This is a genomic window from Anaeromassilibacillus senegalensis, from assembly GCF_001261775.1.
GTDB classification, from domain to species: Bacteria; Bacillota; Clostridia; order Oscillospirales; family Acutalibacteraceae; genus Anaeromassilibacillus; species Anaeromassilibacillus senegalensis.
This window is the reverse complement of sequence record NZ_LN868538.1, coordinates 1-19,128: the sequence shown is the minus strand read 5'-3', so window position 1 is coordinate 19,128 and position 19,128 is coordinate 1. Positions and strand designations below refer to the sequence as shown.

15 protein-coding genes, 1 tRNA gene and 1 rRNA gene are annotated in these 19,128 nt (G+C 50.7%); 15 read left to right on the top strand and 2 right to left on the bottom strand.

Annotated elements, in window-relative coordinates; genetic code table 11:
- The first annotated feature begins 171 nt into the window (after positions 1-171).
- From BN2106_RS10345 to BN2106_RS16790, 6 genes are all read left to right on the top strand, one after another.
- On the top strand, positions 172-567 hold the full coding sequence (locus BN2106_RS10345) for a Fur family transcriptional regulator (RefSeq protein ID WP_050698520.1): 396 nt from the start codon (positions 172-174) through the stop codon (positions 565-567).
- Between the two features lie 44 nt (positions 568-611).
- On the top strand, positions 612-1,157 hold the full coding sequence (locus BN2106_RS10340) for an NADH peroxidase (RefSeq protein WP_050698519.1): 546 nt from the start codon (positions 612-614) through the stop codon (positions 1,155-1,157).
- Positions 1,158-1,403: 246 nt separating this feature from the next.
- On the top strand, positions 1,404-1,898 hold the full coding sequence (locus BN2106_RS10335; protein ID WP_050698518.1) for a COG2426 family protein: 495 nt from the start codon (positions 1,404-1,406) through the stop codon (positions 1,896-1,898).
- Positions 1,899-1,922: 24 nt separating this feature from the next.
- Positions 1,923-3,185 (top strand): aminoacetone oxidase family FAD-binding enzyme, encoded by a 1,263-nt coding sequence (locus BN2106_RS10330; RefSeq protein WP_050698517.1) that lies wholly within the window; start codon positions 1,923-1,925, stop codon positions 3,183-3,185.
- A gap of 16 nt (positions 3,186-3,201) precedes the next feature.
- Positions 3,202-4,788: an NAD(P)/FAD-dependent oxidoreductase gene (locus BN2106_RS10325; protein WP_082236464.1), complete on the top strand. Its 1,587-nt coding sequence runs from the start codon at positions 3,202-3,204 to the stop codon at positions 4,786-4,788.
- Positions 4,789-5,069: 281 nt separating this feature from the next.
- On the top strand, positions 5,070-6,056 hold the full coding sequence (locus BN2106_RS16790; RefSeq protein ID WP_242846310.1) for a polysaccharide deacetylase family protein: 987 nt from the start codon (positions 5,070-5,072) through the stop codon (positions 6,054-6,056).
- Positions 6,057-6,189: 133 nt separating this feature from the next.
- Here BN2106_RS16790 and BN2106_RS10315 read toward each other — a convergent pair whose 3' ends face one another.
- Positions 6,190-7,260, bottom strand: a complete 1,071-nt coding sequence (locus BN2106_RS10315) for a DUF3810 domain-containing protein (RefSeq protein ID WP_242846309.1) — start codon at positions 7,258-7,260, stop codon at positions 6,190-6,192.
- A 315-nt stretch (positions 7,261-7,575) separates the two neighbouring features.
- Between BN2106_RS10315 and BN2106_RS10310 the strand changes: the two genes are divergently transcribed.
- From BN2106_RS10310 to BN2106_RS10280, 7 genes are all read left to right on the top strand, one after another.
- Entirely contained in the window at positions 7,576-9,225 is a 1,650-nt protein-coding gene (locus tag BN2106_RS10310) for a Na/Pi cotransporter family protein (protein WP_082236463.1), read from the top strand.
- Positions 9,226-9,391: 166 nt separating this feature from the next.
- Positions 9,392-9,886 (top strand): LURP-one-related family protein, encoded by a 495-nt coding sequence (locus BN2106_RS10305; RefSeq protein WP_050698515.1) that lies wholly within the window; start codon positions 9,392-9,394, stop codon positions 9,884-9,886.
- 129 nt (positions 9,887-10,015) lie between these two features.
- Positions 10,016-12,640, top strand: coding sequence for a valine--tRNA ligase (locus tag BN2106_RS10300; RefSeq protein ID WP_050698514.1), 2,625 nt, complete (start codon positions 10,016-10,018; stop codon positions 12,638-12,640).
- A 176-nt stretch (positions 12,641-12,816) separates the two neighbouring features.
- A complete protein-coding gene (locus BN2106_RS10295) occupies positions 12,817-14,124 on the top strand; it encodes a bifunctional folylpolyglutamate synthase/dihydrofolate synthase (protein ID WP_242846308.1) in 1,308 nt (435 codons plus the stop codon).
- A gap of 168 nt (positions 14,125-14,292) precedes the next feature.
- Positions 14,293-14,628: an anti-sigma factor antagonist gene (locus BN2106_RS10290; protein ID WP_050698513.1), complete on the top strand. Its 336-nt coding sequence runs from the start codon at positions 14,293-14,295 to the stop codon at positions 14,626-14,628.
- On the top strand, positions 14,612-15,058 hold the full coding sequence (spoIIAB, locus tag BN2106_RS10285; RefSeq protein ID WP_050698512.1) for an anti-sigma F factor: 447 nt from the start codon (positions 14,612-14,614) through the stop codon (positions 15,056-15,058). Before BN2106_RS10290 ends, spoIIAB begins: the two co-directional genes overlap by 17 nt.
- On the top strand, positions 15,051-15,701 hold the full coding sequence (locus BN2106_RS10280; protein ID WP_050698511.1) for a sigma-70 family RNA polymerase sigma factor: 651 nt from the start codon (positions 15,051-15,053) through the stop codon (positions 15,699-15,701). Before spoIIAB ends, BN2106_RS10280 begins: the two co-directional genes overlap by 8 nt.
- Positions 15,702-15,830: 129 nt before the next feature.
- On the opposite strand, the gene metA is transcribed toward BN2106_RS10280, so the two are convergent.
- Positions 15,831-16,754: a homoserine O-acetyltransferase MetA gene (gene metA, locus BN2106_RS10275; RefSeq protein WP_050698510.1), complete on the bottom strand. Its 924-nt coding sequence runs from the start codon at positions 16,752-16,754 to the stop codon at positions 15,831-15,833.
- A 490-nt stretch (positions 16,755-17,244) separates the two neighbouring features.
- Here metA and BN2106_RS10270 point away from each other — a divergent pair.
- Together BN2106_RS10270 and BN2106_RS10265 are read left to right on the top strand one after the other, a co-directional pair.
- Positions 17,245-18,759: ribosomal RNA gene (locus BN2106_RS10270) — 16S ribosomal RNA — on the top strand.
- 276 nt (positions 18,760-19,035) lie between these two features.
- Positions 19,036-19,111: transfer RNA gene (locus BN2106_RS10265), tRNA-Ala, on the top strand.
- Positions 19,112-19,128 lie beyond the last annotated feature (17 nt).

Genomic DNA, 19,128 nt, shown 5'->3' with positions numbered 1-19,128 from the left:
TGTTGCGCTCAGAGGTAGAAAATCTGGCGATTTTCCTGATGTAATAAAAAATTTGTTTCAGGGGCTTTACAAATGGAAAATCTTGTGCTATTATAACGTCAAGAACAGTAATCATTATTAAAAATACGATAAACGATAGCTCTTGATTGGAGAGGAGGTTTGAAAAGCAAAATGGAAAAAAGGCAGAACTTCAGCCGCAAAAGAGAGGCTATTTTGGCGACGATCCGCGGCACAAAAGTTCATCCCACTGCGGAATGGGTTTACCAGCAGCTAAAACCTGCGTATCCGGATTTAAGTCTGGGTACGGTCTATCGGAACATCTCTCAGTTTAAAAACGACGGCGTAATCATCAGTGTCGGGGTTGTAAACGGCCAGGAGCGGTTCGATGGGGATTTAAAACCGCATACACATTTTATTTGCACAAGCTGCGGTGCGGTGATCGACATTCCCGGTGAGTTTATCAGCCAGCGAGTCAATAAACAAGTGGCGCAGGAGCATGGCCTGCAGGTGGAAAGCAACGAAGTGATTTTCCGCGGAACTTGTTCAGAGTGCTTACAAAGACATTGAGTCTTTATAAATAATAATTATTATCTGATATGGAGGAAATGGTCATGAAAAAATTTGTGTGTTCTGTATGTGGTTATGTGCATGAAGGCGAGACTGCGCCGGATTTTTGCCCGCAGTGCAAAGCGCCGAAGGAAAAGTTTGTAGAGAAAGTGGAAGGCGCTTCTTTTACCTGTGAGCATGAGGTTGGCGTGGCTTCCGGCTGCGATAAAGAGGTCTATGAGGGCCTTGTGGCAAACTTTAACGGCGAGTGCTGTGAAGTTGGTATGTACCTTGCGATGAGCCGCCAGGCGGAACGTGAAGGCTATCCGGAAGTTGCGGACGCATTTAAGAGATATGCGCTTGAAGAGGCGGAGCATGCGGCAAAGTTCGCGGAGCTTCTGGGTGAAGTGCTGACCAACAGCACCAAGAAAAATCTTCAGATGCGTGCGGAAGCGGAAGCGGGCGCCTGCGACGGCAAGTTCCAGATTGCAAAGCGTGCGAAGGAGCTGGGCTACGATGCAATTCATGATACGGTGCATGAGATGGCGAAAGATGAGGCCCGCCACGGCGCCGGATTCAACGGCCTGCTGAAGAGATACTTTGCCGACTAAATCATTACATATTCCCTGATATTGAGATTCATTAGAGGATGGCCCCGGACAGATTTTGTCCGGGGCTGTTTTCATTTCATTTTCTCAATTTGCCGCAAAATAGTTGCAGAGGTTCTTTTTATCGTCTATACTAATGGAAGTTTTCATTTTTGTCTGGGGAGAGGGAAGACTGAAAAGAGACGGTACAAATGGTTCCGGATGTGCGGCTTGCTCCGGTTCCGGAAATTATAAACATTGGAGGAATGTATGGATTCACTGGTACAAATGATTGTCGATGGGCTCAGCAGTTCCGCTTCCAGAGAGTTAATTATTTTTTTGGTCTCCATGATGCCGATTCTGGAGCTTCGCGGAGGAATTTTGGCAGCAAGCTTGCTGCAGGTCGATTGGCTCCGCGCTATGGTGATCTGCTTTGTGGGAACAATTTTGCCGATTCCTTTTATTTTGCTGTTTATTCGGCAGATTCTGGAATGGTTAAAGAATACCAGGTTGGTCAAGTTGGTCCATAAACTGGAGGAGAAGGCTGAACGGAAAAGCAAATCGATTGAAAAGTACAAGACGTTAGGCCTGTTTTTGTTTGTCGCCATTCCACTGCCGGGAACCGGCGCGTGGACGGGCGCACTGGTAGCGGCCCTGATCGGCATGCGGTTCAAGCACGCGATGACGTCTATTGTGCTGGGTACGTTGACAGCGGATGTCATCATGGTAATTTTGTCTTATGGCCTGTTGGGCGCGATTTTATAAAATTGATCAGAGGCAGGGAAAAGCATGCGGGAATTGTATGATATTGCGGTGGTTGGCGGTGGCGCATCGGGGCTGGCGGCAGCTTTATCCGCAGCTAAACAGGTGGAACAGATGAAACAGCCGCTGCATGTTGTTCTTTTGGAAGGGAACGCGCGCATTGGAAAAAAGCTGCTTGCAACCGGCAATGGCCGCTGCAACCTGACCAATCAAAACATCGCTGCCGCGCATTATCATGGAGACAGAAAACTGGCCGCACCTGTGCTGGAGCGGTGCCCGCCGAAGAAAATACTAAAATTTTTTGAGGAGTTGGGTTTGCTCTGCCGGGAGCTGGATGAGGGAAGAATTTACCCTTATTCCCTGCAGGCGGCTTCTGTGCTGGACATCCTCCGGCAGCAGGCGGAGCAGTATGGTGTAGAGATACTCTGTGATTGCCCGGTCAGCCGTGCGGCCCGGCAGAAGAACGGTTTTACGCTGGTTTCAAATGAACGAACGATACAAGCCCGCCGTGTAATTCTGGCAACCGGCGGGCTTGCGTATCCGCAGTTGGGTGCGAATGACAGCGGGCATCGCATGGTGCAGGCGTTAGGCCATAGTGTGACGCCCCTGCATCCGGCGCTGGTACAGATGAAGACGGAACCGAAGCGGGCAAAGCCCCTCAAAGGGATGCGCAGTATGGCGGAAGCGATTCTATGGTGCGATGGAAAAGAGCTGCAGAGATCGGCTGGGGAAGTGCAGTTTACCGAACATGGTCTTTCCGGTATTTGTATGTTTGAGCTTTCCCGCAATGTGGAACCGTTGTTGCGGAAAAATAGAAAGTTAGAAGTGTCTTTGGATTTGCTGCCGGAATATACGGAACAATCGATTTTTCAAATGTTGTGCAAAACAGCAGAAAAGCTGCCACAATTGCCGGGCGCCGACCTTATGAGCGGGCTGCTCAACAAAACAGTTGGGCGAGAAATCTTACGTCTGGCGGTTCCGGACCTTCCCCAGGCAGCTCACGGTTTCCGCACCGGACAGCTTCGCGCGGCGGCGCGAATGGCAAAGGCGTTCTGTTTTCCCATTACAGGCGTGATGCCTTGGAGCAGCGCGCAGGTCACGGCGGGCGGCGTGCCTTTGCAGGAACTCTGCATGGATACGATGGAGTCCAATCGATGCAGGGGACTTTATCTGACGGGTGAGCTGTTGAACATCGACGGGGACTGCGGTGGCTTCAATCTGCATTGGGCCTGGAGTACAGGGCTGATCGCGGGCAAAGCCTGTGCAGCCTCTTTAGAGAAAAAACGTTGACGCGGAGGGGACAGGGTTGAACTATAGAATTTCAGAAATTACGCTTCCGCTGGATGGGACCATGGACGATTTGCAGATTTTGGCGGCAAAGCGATTGGGTGTTGCACCGGGGGAGGTGAAACGTCTGCGGCTTTGGAAAAAGTCGGTGGACGCCAGAAAAAAAAGCGATGTGCACTTTAGCTGCACAGTCGAATGCGAATGTGCGCACCTGCGCAACAGAGGGGATCGAAAAATTCAGGAGGCGCTTCCTTATCAATATGAGCTTCCTCAAAGCCGCCCGATGCCGGTCCGACCGGTGGTTGTGGGATTTGGTCCGGCCGGCCTTTTTGCCGCGCTGATTTTGGCACAGGCGGGACAGAGACCCATTGTTTTGGAGCGTGGTCAGGCGGTGGAAGATCGTGCAAAAGCGGTGGAACAGTTCTGGCAGACAGGCAACCTGAATCCACAGTGCAATGTGCAATTTGGAGAAGGCGGCGCGGGAACGTTTTCCGATGGAAAGCTGAACACAGGCACAAAGGATAAGCGCGCCAGAAAAGTTTTAGAGGAATTTGTTGCGGCAGGGGCTCCGGAAGAAATTTTATACGAGGCAAAACCGCATATTGGAACAGACCGTTTGCCCGGCGCGGTTCGGCAGATTCGGGAGACCATTTGCCGTTTGGGCGGCACGGTTCATTTTGATTCTACAGTTGTGGATTTTCTGGCAAAGGATGGCCGCATAGCAGGCATACAGATACAGCCGCAAACTGGCGAAGCTTATGTGTTGGAAGCGGAAACCGTGATTCTGGCGGTGGGACACAGTGCACGGGACACATTCTTTCGATTGGATCAACTGAAAATTCCCATGCAGCCAAAGCTGTTTTCCGTCGGTGCGCGTATCGAGCATCCGCAGGCGCTGATAAACCGGGCACAGTATGGCAAATTTGCAGAGCATCTGGCGCTGGGCGCGGCGGATTATAAGCTTGCAGTCCATTTGCCAAACGGAAGAGGCGTATATACTTTTTGCATGTGTCCCGGCGGAAGTGTCGTGGCAGCCGCCAGTGAGGATAAGCGGCTGGTGACGAATGGTATGAGCAATTTTGCACGCGATGGGCAGAATGCCAACGCGGCGCTCTTGGTGGGCGTCGGCCCGGCGGATTACGGAGATGATTCCCCACTGGCGGGTGTGCAGTTTCAGAGGCGGCTGGAAGAACGCGCGTATCAGTTAGGTGGGGGCGCATATGCCGCACCGGTACAGAGGGTAGAAGACTTTTTGCAGCGGCATGCGTCCAGGGGATTGGGAGGGGTGCAGCCAACCTATCGGCCGGGCGTCCAACCTTGTTCCTTGGACGACTGCCTTCCTGAGACAATCGTGGATTCCATGCGGCAGGGGATTCTGCAAATGGACCGCTATCTGCACGGTTTTGCATACCCGGACGCAGTGCTGACGGCGGTGGAAAGCCGCAGTTCTTCTCCGGTTCGGATTCTGCGGAATGAAGCGTATCAGTCGCCGCTGCTCCGGGGATTTTATCCCTGTGGAGAAGGCGCTGGATATGCGGGCGGCATCATTTCCGCCGCGGTGGACGGGATCCGCTGTGCCGAAAAGGTGTTGGAACAGACGGTTTGATAAAGGTAAGTATAAAAACTGGCGGCTGAATCATTCAGCCGCCAGTTTTTTGCTGTTTTACAGGAGGCATAAATCATGATCTGCCTTTTCAGGGCCGCTCTATGGGGTGTACAAATGCTGTAAAGAGAGATCGGACGCAGCTGACGCGTAAAAAGTTATCACAAAATGGTGACGGTTTGCCCGTTCAGCATTACAAAACTTTAACTGTCCTTTCATAGGATAACTTGCTATAATGTAGTCGAATCAGAAAGAAACAACGATATCTTGTGGGAGAGACGCATATGAAAAGGGCGAAATATGTCAGAAAAAACAAAAGAAAACTGCATACGACAGCGACGGCGTTTGCTGTTTTGATCCTGTTCGCAGTGTTTTCCGGAACTTGCCTGGGATTGAGCAAGTCTATTGAGCATACAGAGGTGGTGGGAGTTTCTCAGTCTATTCAAAACATGCTGTATGCCGCGGCCGCCCCGATGCAAAACCTGCCGGTTCTTCCCATCCTTTCAGAAATCAATCCTTCTGTAACGCCGGAGGAAAAACCGCAGGAACCGGAGGCTCCGCCCGCACAACAGCATGATGTTCTTCCCAATGATCCATACCCTTCGCTGTATGCAACGAAGGTGGAACAGGAGAAGATGGATCCCAAAGATCGGGTGGCGTACCTGACCTTTGATGACGGTCCGTCCAGCTTGACGATCCCGCTGTTGGATGTACTGGATCGATACCAGGTCAAAGCAACGTTCTTTGTGGTTGGAAAGACGGATGAAGAAAGCCTCAATGCAATGAAGGAAATCGTCAAACGTGGGCACACCATTGCGGTTCATACCTATACGCATGATTACAAAAAAATTTATGCCTCTGTTGACGCGTATCTGGAGGATTTTGCAAAGATACATGCGCTGATCAAAGATACGACCGGTGTGGATACGGCCCTGTACCGGTTTGCGGGAGGCAGTGTCAATTCCTATAATCAGCAGACTGCGAAAACAATTATAGCGGAAATGGACCGCCGAGGGTATGTCTATTTTGACTGGAATGTCGATTCAGGAGATGCAACCCGGAACAATACGGAGAGCCAGATTTACAGCCATGCGGTCAATGACAGCAAACGCTTTTCCCGGCCGGTGATTCTGTGCCATAATACGGACGCCAAGAAAGCGACGCTCAATCAAATACCAAAGATTATTGAAGCGCTCCAGAAATCCGGGTATCGGTTCGACGTCTTAAAACCGGAAACGAAACCGGTGGTCTTTCGCATTCCAGAAAACTGAACATCAGGCTTTGCATCATTGGCAGAACGCATGAAAATCGGTTGAATTGACGCTCCCCTCCCCCGCCTTTGGCGGGGGAGGGGAGCGCTTTGATCCTGCTGAAATTTTGTGAAATACGTGTACATTGCAGCCGCTATTTCATTTTGCCGGACCGGTACTCCGCAAGGAGCAGGTCGACAATACGTCCGTAGCTTTTAACGCCGTCCTCCTGGCGATTGGCTTTTAAATAAGCGTTATTGACCTGGGTTGCCGTTTCCGAAAGAGGGCCTTCAAACTGCTTCCAATAGGCGGAGTTGGCCTGTAGGTCCAGTCGGACGCCTTCATTCAGTGTCGACGCGATTTCCTGAGCGGCCTGCGGGTCTTCTCCGTAAAGTGCGTTAGACACGTAACGATAGGAGAGCATTTTCCCGGAATACTGGAAATCCGGATCTTCACTGGCAGCGCAGGCCAGCGTTGCGATGAAGTTTGCCTCATCCTCGCGCATAAAGCCGTTTAGATGCGCCAGCTCATGACACATGGTTGCCGGTATGGCGTAAGGAGAGATATCCACATTGACGTTGGCCTCCATGGTAAAAGGAATAAAGATACCGGTGGTATCGCAAGCGGACATCACCCGTGAGAAAAAGACAGGCTTTGGTCCGCCGAAATTGCCGCTAAGGAGTGGATACTCCCGCCCGGCGGCATTCATGGCCGACTGCGCGCGCTGGCTGACACTGTAAATGCCGGGCGCATTCAACTTCATGACCCCGGTATCGTCGGTTTTTACCTGGCCGCGGAGAGTGTTGACATCAGCAGCCAGCCTTTCGCAGAGTGCTTCCAATTCTTCTACGTCAGCGGGTTGAATGGATAAACCGGAGGTTTCCGCAAAGGTATAGCGGTGATAATTGATACCACAGGTAATGGTAAATAAAAAGAATAGCAGGGAAACGGCGCAGAGCGGCTGTATGACAAAATAAGTCAGAGCCGCTTTACGCTTTTGGGTTGCCCGTTTGGTTTTTATAAATGCGGCGATCAGATAAATCAAAATAGCGGGAATCAGAAGAACGACAAGCGCTTCTGCGATGGAAAATGGAACGAGAGAAGAGAGCGCATTTCCCCAATAAGAGAGAATGCGGTAGGGATATACAGCGTACCATTCGGCAAAAGCGGGAAATTGAACCGCTAACAGCATCAAAGCAGCGGCAGGTATCAAAAGTAGCAGCACATACCACCTGCCGGATAACCCGGGTTTTTTAGATGGAAGCATAAGTAAAGAAGCCTTCCTTTCTGTAACATTTTCCTAATTGTAACACAGAAAGAACAGATGTGATACAGGAAAAAGAAAGCAGCTCCATTACACAGAAAAAATGAGTCACTATGTATTGGCTAAATTTTTTGTCGATGGGACTCGATATTTCCAGCTCGACATAAAAATAGACCAAGAATGTATTATCATTTTTAAAGAATCTTTAACATTCTATGAACCTGAATCTAATGAAAACTTAGCAACTAAATAAGAATGATTGGTAGGATGGCTCAGATGACAATTGAAAATATCATGATGCTTTTATGTGGTTTGGGGCTCTTTTTGTATGGCATGAAGCTGATGGGCGAAGGCCTGGAACTCACGGCGGGTTCCCGGCTGAAAAGTATGATTGAGAGGCTTACAACCAATAAGTACATGGGTGCGCTGATCGGTTTGGCGGTTACGGCGGTCATTCAAAGCTCTTCCGCCACCACGGTGATGGTGGTTGGCTTTGTAAACGCGGGGCTGATGAATCTGGCGCAGGCAGTGGGCGTGATTATGGGCGCCAATATCGGTACTACGGTTACCGGCCTGATGATTGCAATTAAGCTGAACAGCTTGGCGCCGATTGCCATTTTCCTGGGTGTCATCATGATGATGTTCTGTAAAAAGACCAATCACAAGCATATTGGCCAGATTATCTGCGGCTTTGGCATCCTGTTTTTCGGCATGACCGTGATGAGTACGGCGATGGAGCCGTTGAGCGAATCCGAATTCTTCCGCAATCTGTTTATCCAGTTGCAGAATCCGCTGCTGGGACTGCTGGTGGGCTTGGCGTTTACGGCTTTAATCCAGAGTTCTTCCGCGTCGCTTGGCGTTTTGCAGGCGTTGGCGGCTTCCGGGGCGATTACGCTGAATTCCGCGGTTTATGTAATTTACGGGCAGAATATCGGCACCTGCGTGACGGCCATCCTGGCCTGCGCGGGCGCGACAAAAACCGCGAAGCGCACAGCGACGGTTCATCTGCTATTTAATGTGATCGGTGCAACGATGTTTACCCTGTTGACCATGTGGACGCCGTTTGTTGATTTGGTAAAGATGATGGCGCCGGGAAACATCCTGATGCAGATTTCCATTATACATATTTTCTTCAACGTGGTGACGACCGCCATTCTTCTGCCGCTGAGCAAATACCTGGTTGATCTGGCCTGCAAGGTTATCCCGGGCGAAGACCGCCAGCAGGAGGCGCTGCATCTGGAGTATCTGGATCAGCGTATCCTGAATACGCCCCCGATCGCGGTTGCGCAGGTGATCAAAGAGGTGGAGCGTATGGCACGCCTGGCGCGTACCAACTTCCTCAACAGCATGGACGCACTGTTCCAGAAGGACGAAGCGAAGCTGAAAGAAATCGAGGAAAACGAAGTTGTACTGAATTTCTTGAATCAAAAGATTACGGAGTATCTGGTGCAGATTAACGGGCTTGATTTGCAGGATCCGGATCGCCAGGTCATCGGTGCGCTGTTCCATGTGGTCAGCGACTTTGAACGCGTGGGGGATCACAGCACAAATATCGGTGAGATGGCGCAGATTGTGATCAATGGGAAGGCGAATCTGAGTGAAACAGCGACTCAGGAGCTGGAGCATATGCAGCAGCTGGTCATCACTATTTTTGACGATTCGGTCCGCCTGTTTTTAAACGGCGGAAGAAACACGGAGCTGGCATTCCAGGTGAACCGTATTGAAGAAACGATCGACTCGGAAACGGACCGTTTAAAAGACAATCATATTCAGCGTTTGAACAACGGGACCTGTACGCCGCAGTCCGGCGCGGTCTATAACGATATGCTGATGAATCTGGAGCGAATCGCAGACCATGCGACCAATATTGCATTCTCCACAGAGAGCATTCCGAACCTGCCGGCCAAGGGGTTGGTGAGCGCTTAAAATATTATAAAATAAAGGCAGGGCTTTCGGCTTGGAGCGGAAGCCCTATTTTTGCGCTGTTTTTTGAACGTAAGCGGTGCGCTACCCGTTGATATAAAGAAACAAAAATGGTACAATACTATTCTATAAAAGAGCGGCTGCACGGAGCAAAAAGGAGGCGGATTTTATGAAATGGTACATGAAACAGGAGACAGGAGCAGGGAAAGACCTCTTTACCGTTTATAACGCCTGTTGTGATCCGGTTTACCGCCTGGCAGGGGATATGCAGATTCTTGGGGGAAAGGTTCGTCTGTGTGACGAGGAAAACCGTGAGGTTGCCAGAATCACGCATATGGGATTGGCGGGTATTTCCCGTTATACCATTGTGATAGGGGTAAAAGAGTGTGCCCGTATATTGCAGAATCTGGCGTCCAGTAAAACGCCGTACCGGTTGAGAGGGGTTGACTGGCGTTTGCGCGGCGACGTTTCCATGCGTTCCTTTGACATTGTAGACGCAAATGATGCCATCGTCATGTCGCACGGACGCTGCTGGGAAGCCTGCGGCGAATCCTTTGCGATTGACGTTGAAAACACAGCGAACGATCTTCTGTGTATCTGCATCGCGGCGGTCATCGACAGCAGCGCGCTGGCAGGTGCGGCGGTCGCGCTGCCAGTTAGTTGAAACCCATTGACAAAAAAGGCTTGAAATGGCATACTATAAAAAGTTGTTTTAAAATGAAAATGGTCGAAAACGTCGTGCCGTATATTGCAATATGCGTCATGACGATTTGCTTATTTAGGGGGAAAATCGATGAGCAGGGAACTGGCAAAGACCTACGACCCGCAGGAAGTGGAAGACCGTATCTATGATTTTTGGTTGAACGGCGGGTATTTCCATGCGGAAGTGGATCCGGATAAAAAACCATATACCATAGTGATTCCGCCTCCCAACATCACGGGACAGCTTCATATGGGCCACGCCATGGACGAAACATTGCAGGATATTCTGATCCGCTGGAGAAGAATGCAGGGGTATTCCGCGCTGTGGCTGCCCGGTACGGATCATGCATCCATTGCGACGGAAGCGAAAATTGTTGAGGCGATGCGGCAGGAAGGAATCAGCAAAGACGACCTGGGCCGTGAAAAATTCCTGGAGCGCGCATGGGCCTGGAAAGAAAAATATGGCGGCCGCATTGTGGAGCAGCTTAAAAAACTGGGCAGTTCCTGCGACTGGGAGCGCGAGCGGTTCACCATGGATGAGGGCTGCAACGAAGCGGTGCGCGAGGTATTTGTCCGCCTGTATGAAAAGGGATTGATCTACCGTGGAGAACGCATCATCAATTGGTGCCCGCACTGTAAGACGTCCATCTCCGACGCGGAAGTGGAGTTTGCGGAGCGCGACGGCAACTTCTGGCATCTGCGCTATCCGCTCAAAGACGGCAGCGGCTATGTGGAGCTGGCGACCACACGCCCGGAAACCATGCTGGGCGATACCGCCGTGGCGGTTCATCCGGACGATGAACGCTACAAGGCGCTGATCGGCAAGACGCTGATTCTGCCGCTGGTGAACCGTGAAATTCCCGTGGTGGCGGATACCTACGTGGAACAGGATTTTGGAACCGGCGTCGTAAAGATTACACCCGCGCACGACCCGAATGATTTTGAGGTGGGCCTGCGCCATCAATTGGAAATCATTAACGTGATGAACGACGATGGCAGCATCAACGAAAATGGCGGCAAATACGCTGGGCTCTCCGGCCTGGATGCGCGCAAGCAGATCGTAAAGGATCTGGAGGAGCAGGGCTTCCTGGTGCGTGTCGAGCCGATCAAGCACAACGTCGGTTCTTGCTATCGCTGCCATACGGTGGTGGAGCCCCGTATTTCCAAGCAGTGGTTTGTAAAAATGGACCCGCTTGCAAAGCCGGCCATTGAATGCGTGCGTGACGGACGCGTCAAGTTTATTCCGGAGCGCATGGAAAAAATCTATTATAACTGGATGGAAAACATTAAGGACTGGTGTATTTCCCGCCAGCTTTGGTGGGGACACCGTATACCGGCGTGGTACTGTGAGGAATGCGGCGAGACAATCGTCGCAAAGGATGCGCCGCACACCTGTACGAAATGCGGCTCCTCCAACCTTCGCCAGGACGAAGATACACTGGATACCTGGTTCTCATCCGCTCTGTGGCCGTTCTCTACGCTTGGGTGGCCGGAGCAGACGGAGGACTTGAAATATTTCTACCCGACCAATACATTGGTTACTGGATACGATATTATTTTCTTCTGGGTAGCCCGTATGATTTTCTCCGGAATGGAGCATATGGGAGAGCCGCCGTTTAACACGGTCTTCATTCATGGCCTGATCCGCGACGCGCAGGGGCGTAAAATGAGCAAGTCCCTCGGCAACGGCATCGATCCGTTGGAGGTGATCGCGCAGTATGGTGCGGATGCACTGCGCTTTACGCTGGTTACAGGCAACAGCCCCGGAAATGATCTGCGTTTCTCCCAGGAGAAGGTGGAGGCCAGCCGCAACTTTGCCAACAAGATTTGGAACGCCTCCCGCTTTATCCTGATGAACATCGACGGCCACAATGTAAAGAATGAACTGCCGGCGGAACTTGCTTTGGAAGACAAGTGGATTGTTCACGAGTTTAACCAGGTGGTCAAATCGGTCACCGACAATCTGGAGCATTTTGAGCTCGGTATTGCCGTGCAGAAGCTGTATGACTTCCTGTGGGACGAGTTGTGCGACTGGTATATTGAGATTGCAAAGATTCGTTTACAGTCCAGCGATGAAGCGACCGCGCAGGCGGCGCGCCAGGTGCTGGTCTGGGTCATGACAGGTACATTGAAATTGCTGCATCCGTTTATGCCGTATATCACAGAGGAGATCTGGCAGACGCTGCCGCATGAAGGCGAGGCCATCATGGTTTCTCAGTGGCCGGAGTTTGAGGAGACGCACTGCTTTGCAGATGCGGCCAATGATATGGAAAGCATTATGAGCGTGATTCGCTCTGTGCGCAACCGCCGTTCCGAAATGAATGTGCCTCCGTCCCGCAAAACGCATTTGTATATTGAGACGGCAAAAGAACAGACTTTCCAAAACGGCGCGGCAATGATCGAACGCCTTGCCTTTGCCAACGGTGTGGAGGTTGGGCCTTCCTATACGATCGATGGCGCGGTGACCATTGTTACCAGCGACGCGAAGACGTATATTCCCATGGATGAGCTGGTAGATAAAAAAGCGGAGCTTGCGCGTTTGACGAAAGAGCTGGAGTCTGCGGAAAAACAGTATGCGACGACACAGCAAAAGCTGAATAATGAAAAATTTATGTCCAAGGCCCCGGAAAATGTAGTGGATGGCGTACGTCAGAATGCCGCCAAATTGCAGGAGCGTATCAAGCTGATTCAATCCAGCATTGAAGCCCTGTCCTGAACCCAGGTTGGATAAAAATAGTGGATATTTCGCAATACACGTTTTAAACAGTATATTGGCAGGATAAGAGGGATTCCCCCGCCTTTGGCGGGGGAATCCTCAAATTCAGCCGATTTTTTGTACGCTGTTAGTTGTGTAACAGTCCCTTTTGCGAATGGAAAACAATGAGATTTAGAATGCAGGTGACAAAAATGACCTATGAACAGGCGATCGAAACGATCAATTCTCTGCTCCGCTTTGGAATGAAGCCGGGCTTGGAGCGGATGCAAAAACTGCTGCATTTGCTGGGAAATCCGCAGGATCGGCTAAAATTTATTCATGTGGCAGGGACAAACGGCAAAGGCTCCACCTGCTCCTTGATTGCGTCGGTGTTGGAGCAAGCGGGTTACCGCACCGGACTTTTTACCTCCCCATACGTCAGCGATTTCTGCGAACGCATCCGGATTGGGGCGCAGATGATACCACATGGTGAGCTGGCGGAGCTGGTGGAAGAAACGTATCCGGTTGTGCAGGAGATGGACCGGCACGGAGAAGTCATTACCGAATTTGAGTTTATCACCGCGCTTGCTTTGCAGTGGTACGCAAAGCGGGAATGCGAGCTGGTGGTGCTGGAGGTAGGGCTTGGAGGCCGGCTGGACGCCACCAATGTGATCGGTACGCCGCTTGTTTCGGTTATCACGTCAATCTCCCTTGATCATACCGCAATTCTGGGAGATACGGTGGAGCAAATTGCTGTGGAAAAAGCAGGAATCATTAAGCCGTATGGAATTACAGTCACTTATCCGGAGCAGACGCCCGGTGCACTGAAAGTTATCCAGCGGACAGCGGCAAATCAGCACAACCAGTTTATTGAAGCGGATAGCTCTATCTTGACCAGAGTATCCGGCGACCTGCATGGTACAAAATTGCGGTATCGGGACTTGGAACTGCATCTGCCGCTGGTGGGGGACCACCAAATTAAAAATGCAGCGACGGCTTTGGCAGCGCTCTCCGTACTGATCAGGCGAGGCTACCGCATACCGGATGAGGCGATTAAACAGGGCTTTGCTTCGGTCCGGTTTCCCGCCCGGCTGGAGCTTTTGAGCGAGCAGCCGCTGGTGCTTTTGGATGGGGCGCACAATCCGGATGGAACCCGGACGCTGGCAAACGCGATCCGCATGTATCTTGGCGGGCGCAGGATCGTCGCCCTGATGGGAATGCTTGCCGATAAAGATGTATATACGGCGGCGGAAAACCTGGATGGCCTGTTCGATCTGATTATAACGCTGGCGCCGGACAATCCGCGTGCAATGCCAGCGGATGAGCTGGCAGGGTTGTGGCAGGTCCGCGGCGTTGAGGCACGGGCGGCGCACAGTGTACAGGAAGCACTGCAGCAGGCATTCGCTTCCCTGCAGGATAACGATGCGCTGGTGATCTGCGGTTCCCTCTATCTGGCGGGAGATGTTCGCGCTGCCGCGGTAGACCTTTTAAAAAAGATGGAATAAAAATCAGCTTGTCCGCAGATTTCGAGTGAAATTGCATATGAAAACCCTTATCTTTATAGGTAAGGGTTTCTTTTCGTTCTTTTTAAAAGATCGGGTATAATCCGGACTCTTTTGGGAACCCTATTCTATCAATCATGATCGGGAATTTTATACATAGGAGGCAGTCAAATGGGCGTCAGGCTGATATTAAAGGATGGCTTTCTTACGGCAATGCTCAGTGGAGAAATCGACCACCATTCCGCACGGGAACTGCGGGAAGAAATTGATGAGACGGCAATGCGGACCAAGCCCCAGATGCTGACCATGGATTTTTCCAATGTGCAGTTTATGGACAGCTCCGGGGTTGGATTGATTATGGGAAGATATAAGCTGGTGCAGCTGTGGGGCGGCGCGGTGAGCATTGCAAACCTTCCGCCAAAGCTGGAAAAGTTGATCTCCCTTTCCGGTCTTCGGGAACTTTGTACTATCGTAAAGGATGTGAAAAGTGATGAAAGTGAAGAATGAAATGAGCGTGTCTTTTCCAAGCAATTCGGCAAATGAATCCTTTGGCCGCGCGGTTGTATCAGCATTTGCCGCACAACTGGATCCGACCATCGACGAGTTAAGCGACATCAAAACAGCGGTCTCGGAGGCGGTCACCAACTGTATCGTGCATGCATATCGTAACGCGATAGGAATGATTTACATAAATGCGAAATACGATGAAAAGGGTACGCTGCAAATCCGGATACGCGACAAGGGCTGCGGCATTGAAGATGTGGAGCAGGCGATGCAACCCCTGTATACAACCGCGGAAGGGGAGGAGCGCGCCGGACTGGGCTTTGCTGTTATGGAAAGTTTTATGGACAAGCTCCGGGTCACCTCCAAGCCGGGCAAGGGAACGACGGTCACGATGCAAAAGAATCTTGCGCGCCGTGTGATGAAAAATGGATAGGGATCGGAGCGTCCAGGAGAATCTTGGCCTGGTGCATGCGTGTGCGAAGCGCTTTAAAGGGCGTGGCATCGAGTACGACGATCTGTATCAGGCGGGATGTCTGGGACTGGTCAAAGCAGTGGATCATTTTGACGAAAGCCGCGGCCTGCGGTTTTCCACCTATGCGGTACCGGTTATATTGGGAGAGATGCGCCGTTTGTTTCGAGATGGAGGAGCGGTCAAGGTAGGACGGTCGCTGAAGGAGCTTTCCGTGCGCGCTTCCAGGAAAGCTGCCGAATTTGCAGAAAAGGAGGGGCGGTCCCCAACGGTCGGAGAACTGGCAGAACTCTTGGGCGTGGAGCCATCGGAAGCCGCGCAGGCCCTTGGTGCTGCACAGATGCCTCTTTCCTTGACGGCATCGGAAGAAGAAGGCGGCGGGCAGATCGATGTCAGTGTAGAGGGAGAGGACGAGAAAATTGCAGAGATTCTGTCTCTGAAACAGGTTGTCAAAGAGCTGCCCCCTAAAGATCAGAACATAATTTACTTCCGGTATTTTAAAAGGCGAACCCAAACAGAGACGGCACAAGCTCTGGGTATGACGCAAGTGCAGGTTTCCCGCAGGGAGAAAGTTATTTTACAGGAGCTGCGAAGAAAACTGGTATAAATAGCCGCGTTGAACCGGTTGATCCGGCAGAAACGGATTCTTTTGTTACATTCATAGGTGAAAAATCCGGCGGTTATTCTAATGTATAAAAAGAAGCAGGAGAAGACATTGATCTTCTCCTGCTTCTTTTTATACTTCTGTCAAATCTTTTAAATCGTATGGAGTCTGCTGATATACATAATAGTTGAGCCAGTTGGAAAACAAAAGGTGTGCGTGTCCACGCCAGGAAAAATGGGGCTGTAAATCCGGGTCGTCATTCGGAAAATAGTTTTCCGGGATATGAGGCTTCAAGCCTTTGCGTACATCGCGGAAATACTCATTTGCCAATGTGTCCCGGTCATATTCGCTGTGCCCGGTTACAAAGAACTGACGCCCATCTTTTTTCGCAACGAGGTGTACCCCAGCAGCGCTGGAGGTGGAGAGAATGACAAGCTCTTCGTGCGGTTCAATGTCTTCCCGGCGAATCTCCGTGTTGCGGGAGTGCGGCACATAAAAGCTGTCGTCAAAGCCACGGACTAAAGGATGATGTGGATCCAGCACCCGATGCAAATAGATTCCGCTTAATTTTTGCGGCAGCTGATATTTGGGAATTCCAAAATGGTAATACAATCCTGCCTGCGCGCCCCAACATATATGTAGCGTAGAGTAAACGTTCCTGCGGCTCCAGTCCATGATGTGGCAAAGCTCTTCCCAATAGTCGACTTCCTCAAACGGCATGTTTTCTACCGGCGCACCTGTAATAATCATTCCGTCAAACTTGTCGTCCTTCAGCTCATCAAAAGTTTTATAAAAGGTATTTAAATGGGAAGAGGACGTATTTTTCGATACATGCGAGGCCATTTGCATCAATTCTACATCGACCTGTAAAGGCGTATTGCTTAAGACGCGTAATAGGTGCGTTTCTGTAACAGGTTTAATGGGCATCAGATTTAGAATTACAATTTTAAGCGGACGGATGTCCTGCATATTTGCCCGCTCATGAGTCATAACAAAGATATTTTCTCCCTCAAGGACTTTAATAGCAGGCAGCTCCGCCTGAATTTTAATAGGCATAGGATACCCCCGATTCTATTGAGGATTTTCAAACATTCCAGTATAATGAAGGTAAAAAAGATACATACTATTTCTAAGTATACCAAATTAACAGGAAAACCGCAAGATAATTGGTGGAAACAGATAGGATTAAAAAAATATCAAAAAAACGTTGACATTGTGGATTGCGTGTGATATTATAGTGAAGCCGTCGAGAGACAGAGAAAAAGTGCTTGACAGATTGAACGATAAGTGATATCATAAAAGACAATCTCCTGTATAACAAGACGGAAGACAAAAGGACCTTGAAAATTAAACAACGTAAAGAAAAGAAGAACCCGTAATGACTTTGAGAGAAAAGCCCACTTGAGAGAGTGGGAAGTACTTTCGGACGAAGGTTTGTCGGAACCATAAACCGACATAAAATACACGTTAGTGTATCGTATTTAGAGCTTTTCAAAAGACTCTGAAGTATGATTTAAACGCTTCTTCGGGAGTGATTAAATACAATATTTTAGAGAGTTTGATCCTGGCTCAGGACGAACGCTGGCGGCGTGCCTAACACATGCAAGTCGAACGGAGTTAGAAGAGCTTGCTCTTCTAACTTAGTGGCGGACGGGTGAGTAACGCGTGAGTAACCTGCCTTTCAGAGGGGGATAACGTTCTGAAAAGAACGCTAATACCGCATGACGTCATAGTACCGCATGGTACAGTGATCAAAGGAGCAATCCGCTGAAAGATGGACTCGCGTCCGATTAGCTAGTTGGTGGGGTAAAGGCTCACCAAGGCGACGATCGGTAGCCGGACTGAGAGGTTGAACGGCCACATTGGGACTGAGACACGGCCCAGACTCCTACGGGAGGCAGCAGTGGGGGATATTGCACAATGGGGGAAACCCTGATGCAGCAACGCCGCGTGAAGGAAGAAGGTCTTCGGATTGTAAACTTCTGTCCTATGGGAAGATAATGACGGTACCATAGGAGGAAGCTCCGGCTAACTACGTGCCAGCAGCCGCGGTAATACGTAGGGAGCAAGCGTTGTCCGGATTTACTGGGTGTAAAGGGTGCGTAGGCGGATCTGCAAGTCAGTAGTGAAATCCCGGGGCTTAACCCCGGAACTGCTATTGAAACTGTGGGTCTTGAGTGAGGTAGAGGCAGGCGGAATTCCCGGTGTAGCGGTGAAATGCGTAGAGATCGGGAGGAACACCAGTGGCGAAGGCGGCCTGCTGGGCCTTAACTGACGCTGAGGCACGAAAGCATGGGTAGCAAACAGGATTAGATACCCTGGTAGTCCATGCCGTAAACGATGATTACTAGGTGTGGGTGGTCTGACCCCATCCGTGCCGGAGTTAACACAATAAGTAATCCACCTGGGGAGTACGGCCGCAAGGTTGAAACTCAAAGGAATTGACGGGGGCCCGCACAAGCAGTGGAGTATGTGGTTTAATTCGAAGCAACGCGAAGAACCTTACCAGGTCTTGACATCCTACTAACGAAGCAGAGATGCATTAGGTGCCTTTCGGGGAAAGTAGAGACAGGTGGTGCATGGTTGTCGTCAGCTCGTGTCGTGAGATGTTGGGTTAAGTCCCGCAACGAGCGCAACCCTTGCTATTAGTTGCTACGCAAGAGCACTCTAATAGGACTGCCGTTGACAAAACGGAGGAAGGTGGGGACGACGTCAAATCATCATGCCCCTTATGACCTGGGCTACACACGTACTACAATGGTCGTTAACAGAGAGAAGCAATACTGCGAAGTGGAGCAAAACTCTAAAAACGGTCTCAGTTCGGATTGTAGGCTGCAACCCGCCTACATGAAGTTGGAATTGCTAGTAATCGCGGATCAGCATGCCGCGGTGAATACGTTCCCGGGCCTTGTACACACCGCCCGTCACACCATGGGAGCCGGTAATACCCGAAGTCAGTAGTCTAACCGCAAGGAGGACGCTGCCGAAGGTAGGATTGGCGACTGGGGTGAAGTCGTAACAAGGTAGCCGTATCGGAAGGTGCGGCTGGATCACCTCCTTTCTATGGAGACTTAACCAGCTGGAATATGTTGGTTTAACATCCAAGGTCAGGCATTACGGAACGGATTTTCTAAACGTTGTTTAATTTTGAAGGCCCTTTAAGGCTGAGCCTTAACGCACGGCCCGCCCTGTAATGGGGATGGGAAGTGAAAGCTGGGACGGGCGGGACAGAAATGGCCTGCTCCCGGAACAGAATAGGACAAGGTAAAGCCAAAGAGAGTTTTCAACAAAGGGAATAAACGAAGGTTAGAACACCTGAGTGAACAACCAAATACTTGGGGGTATAGCTCAGCTGGGAGAGCGCCTGCTTTGCAAGCAGGAGGTCAACGGTTCGATCCCGTTTATCTCCACCAGCAGACTGAGTCTGCAC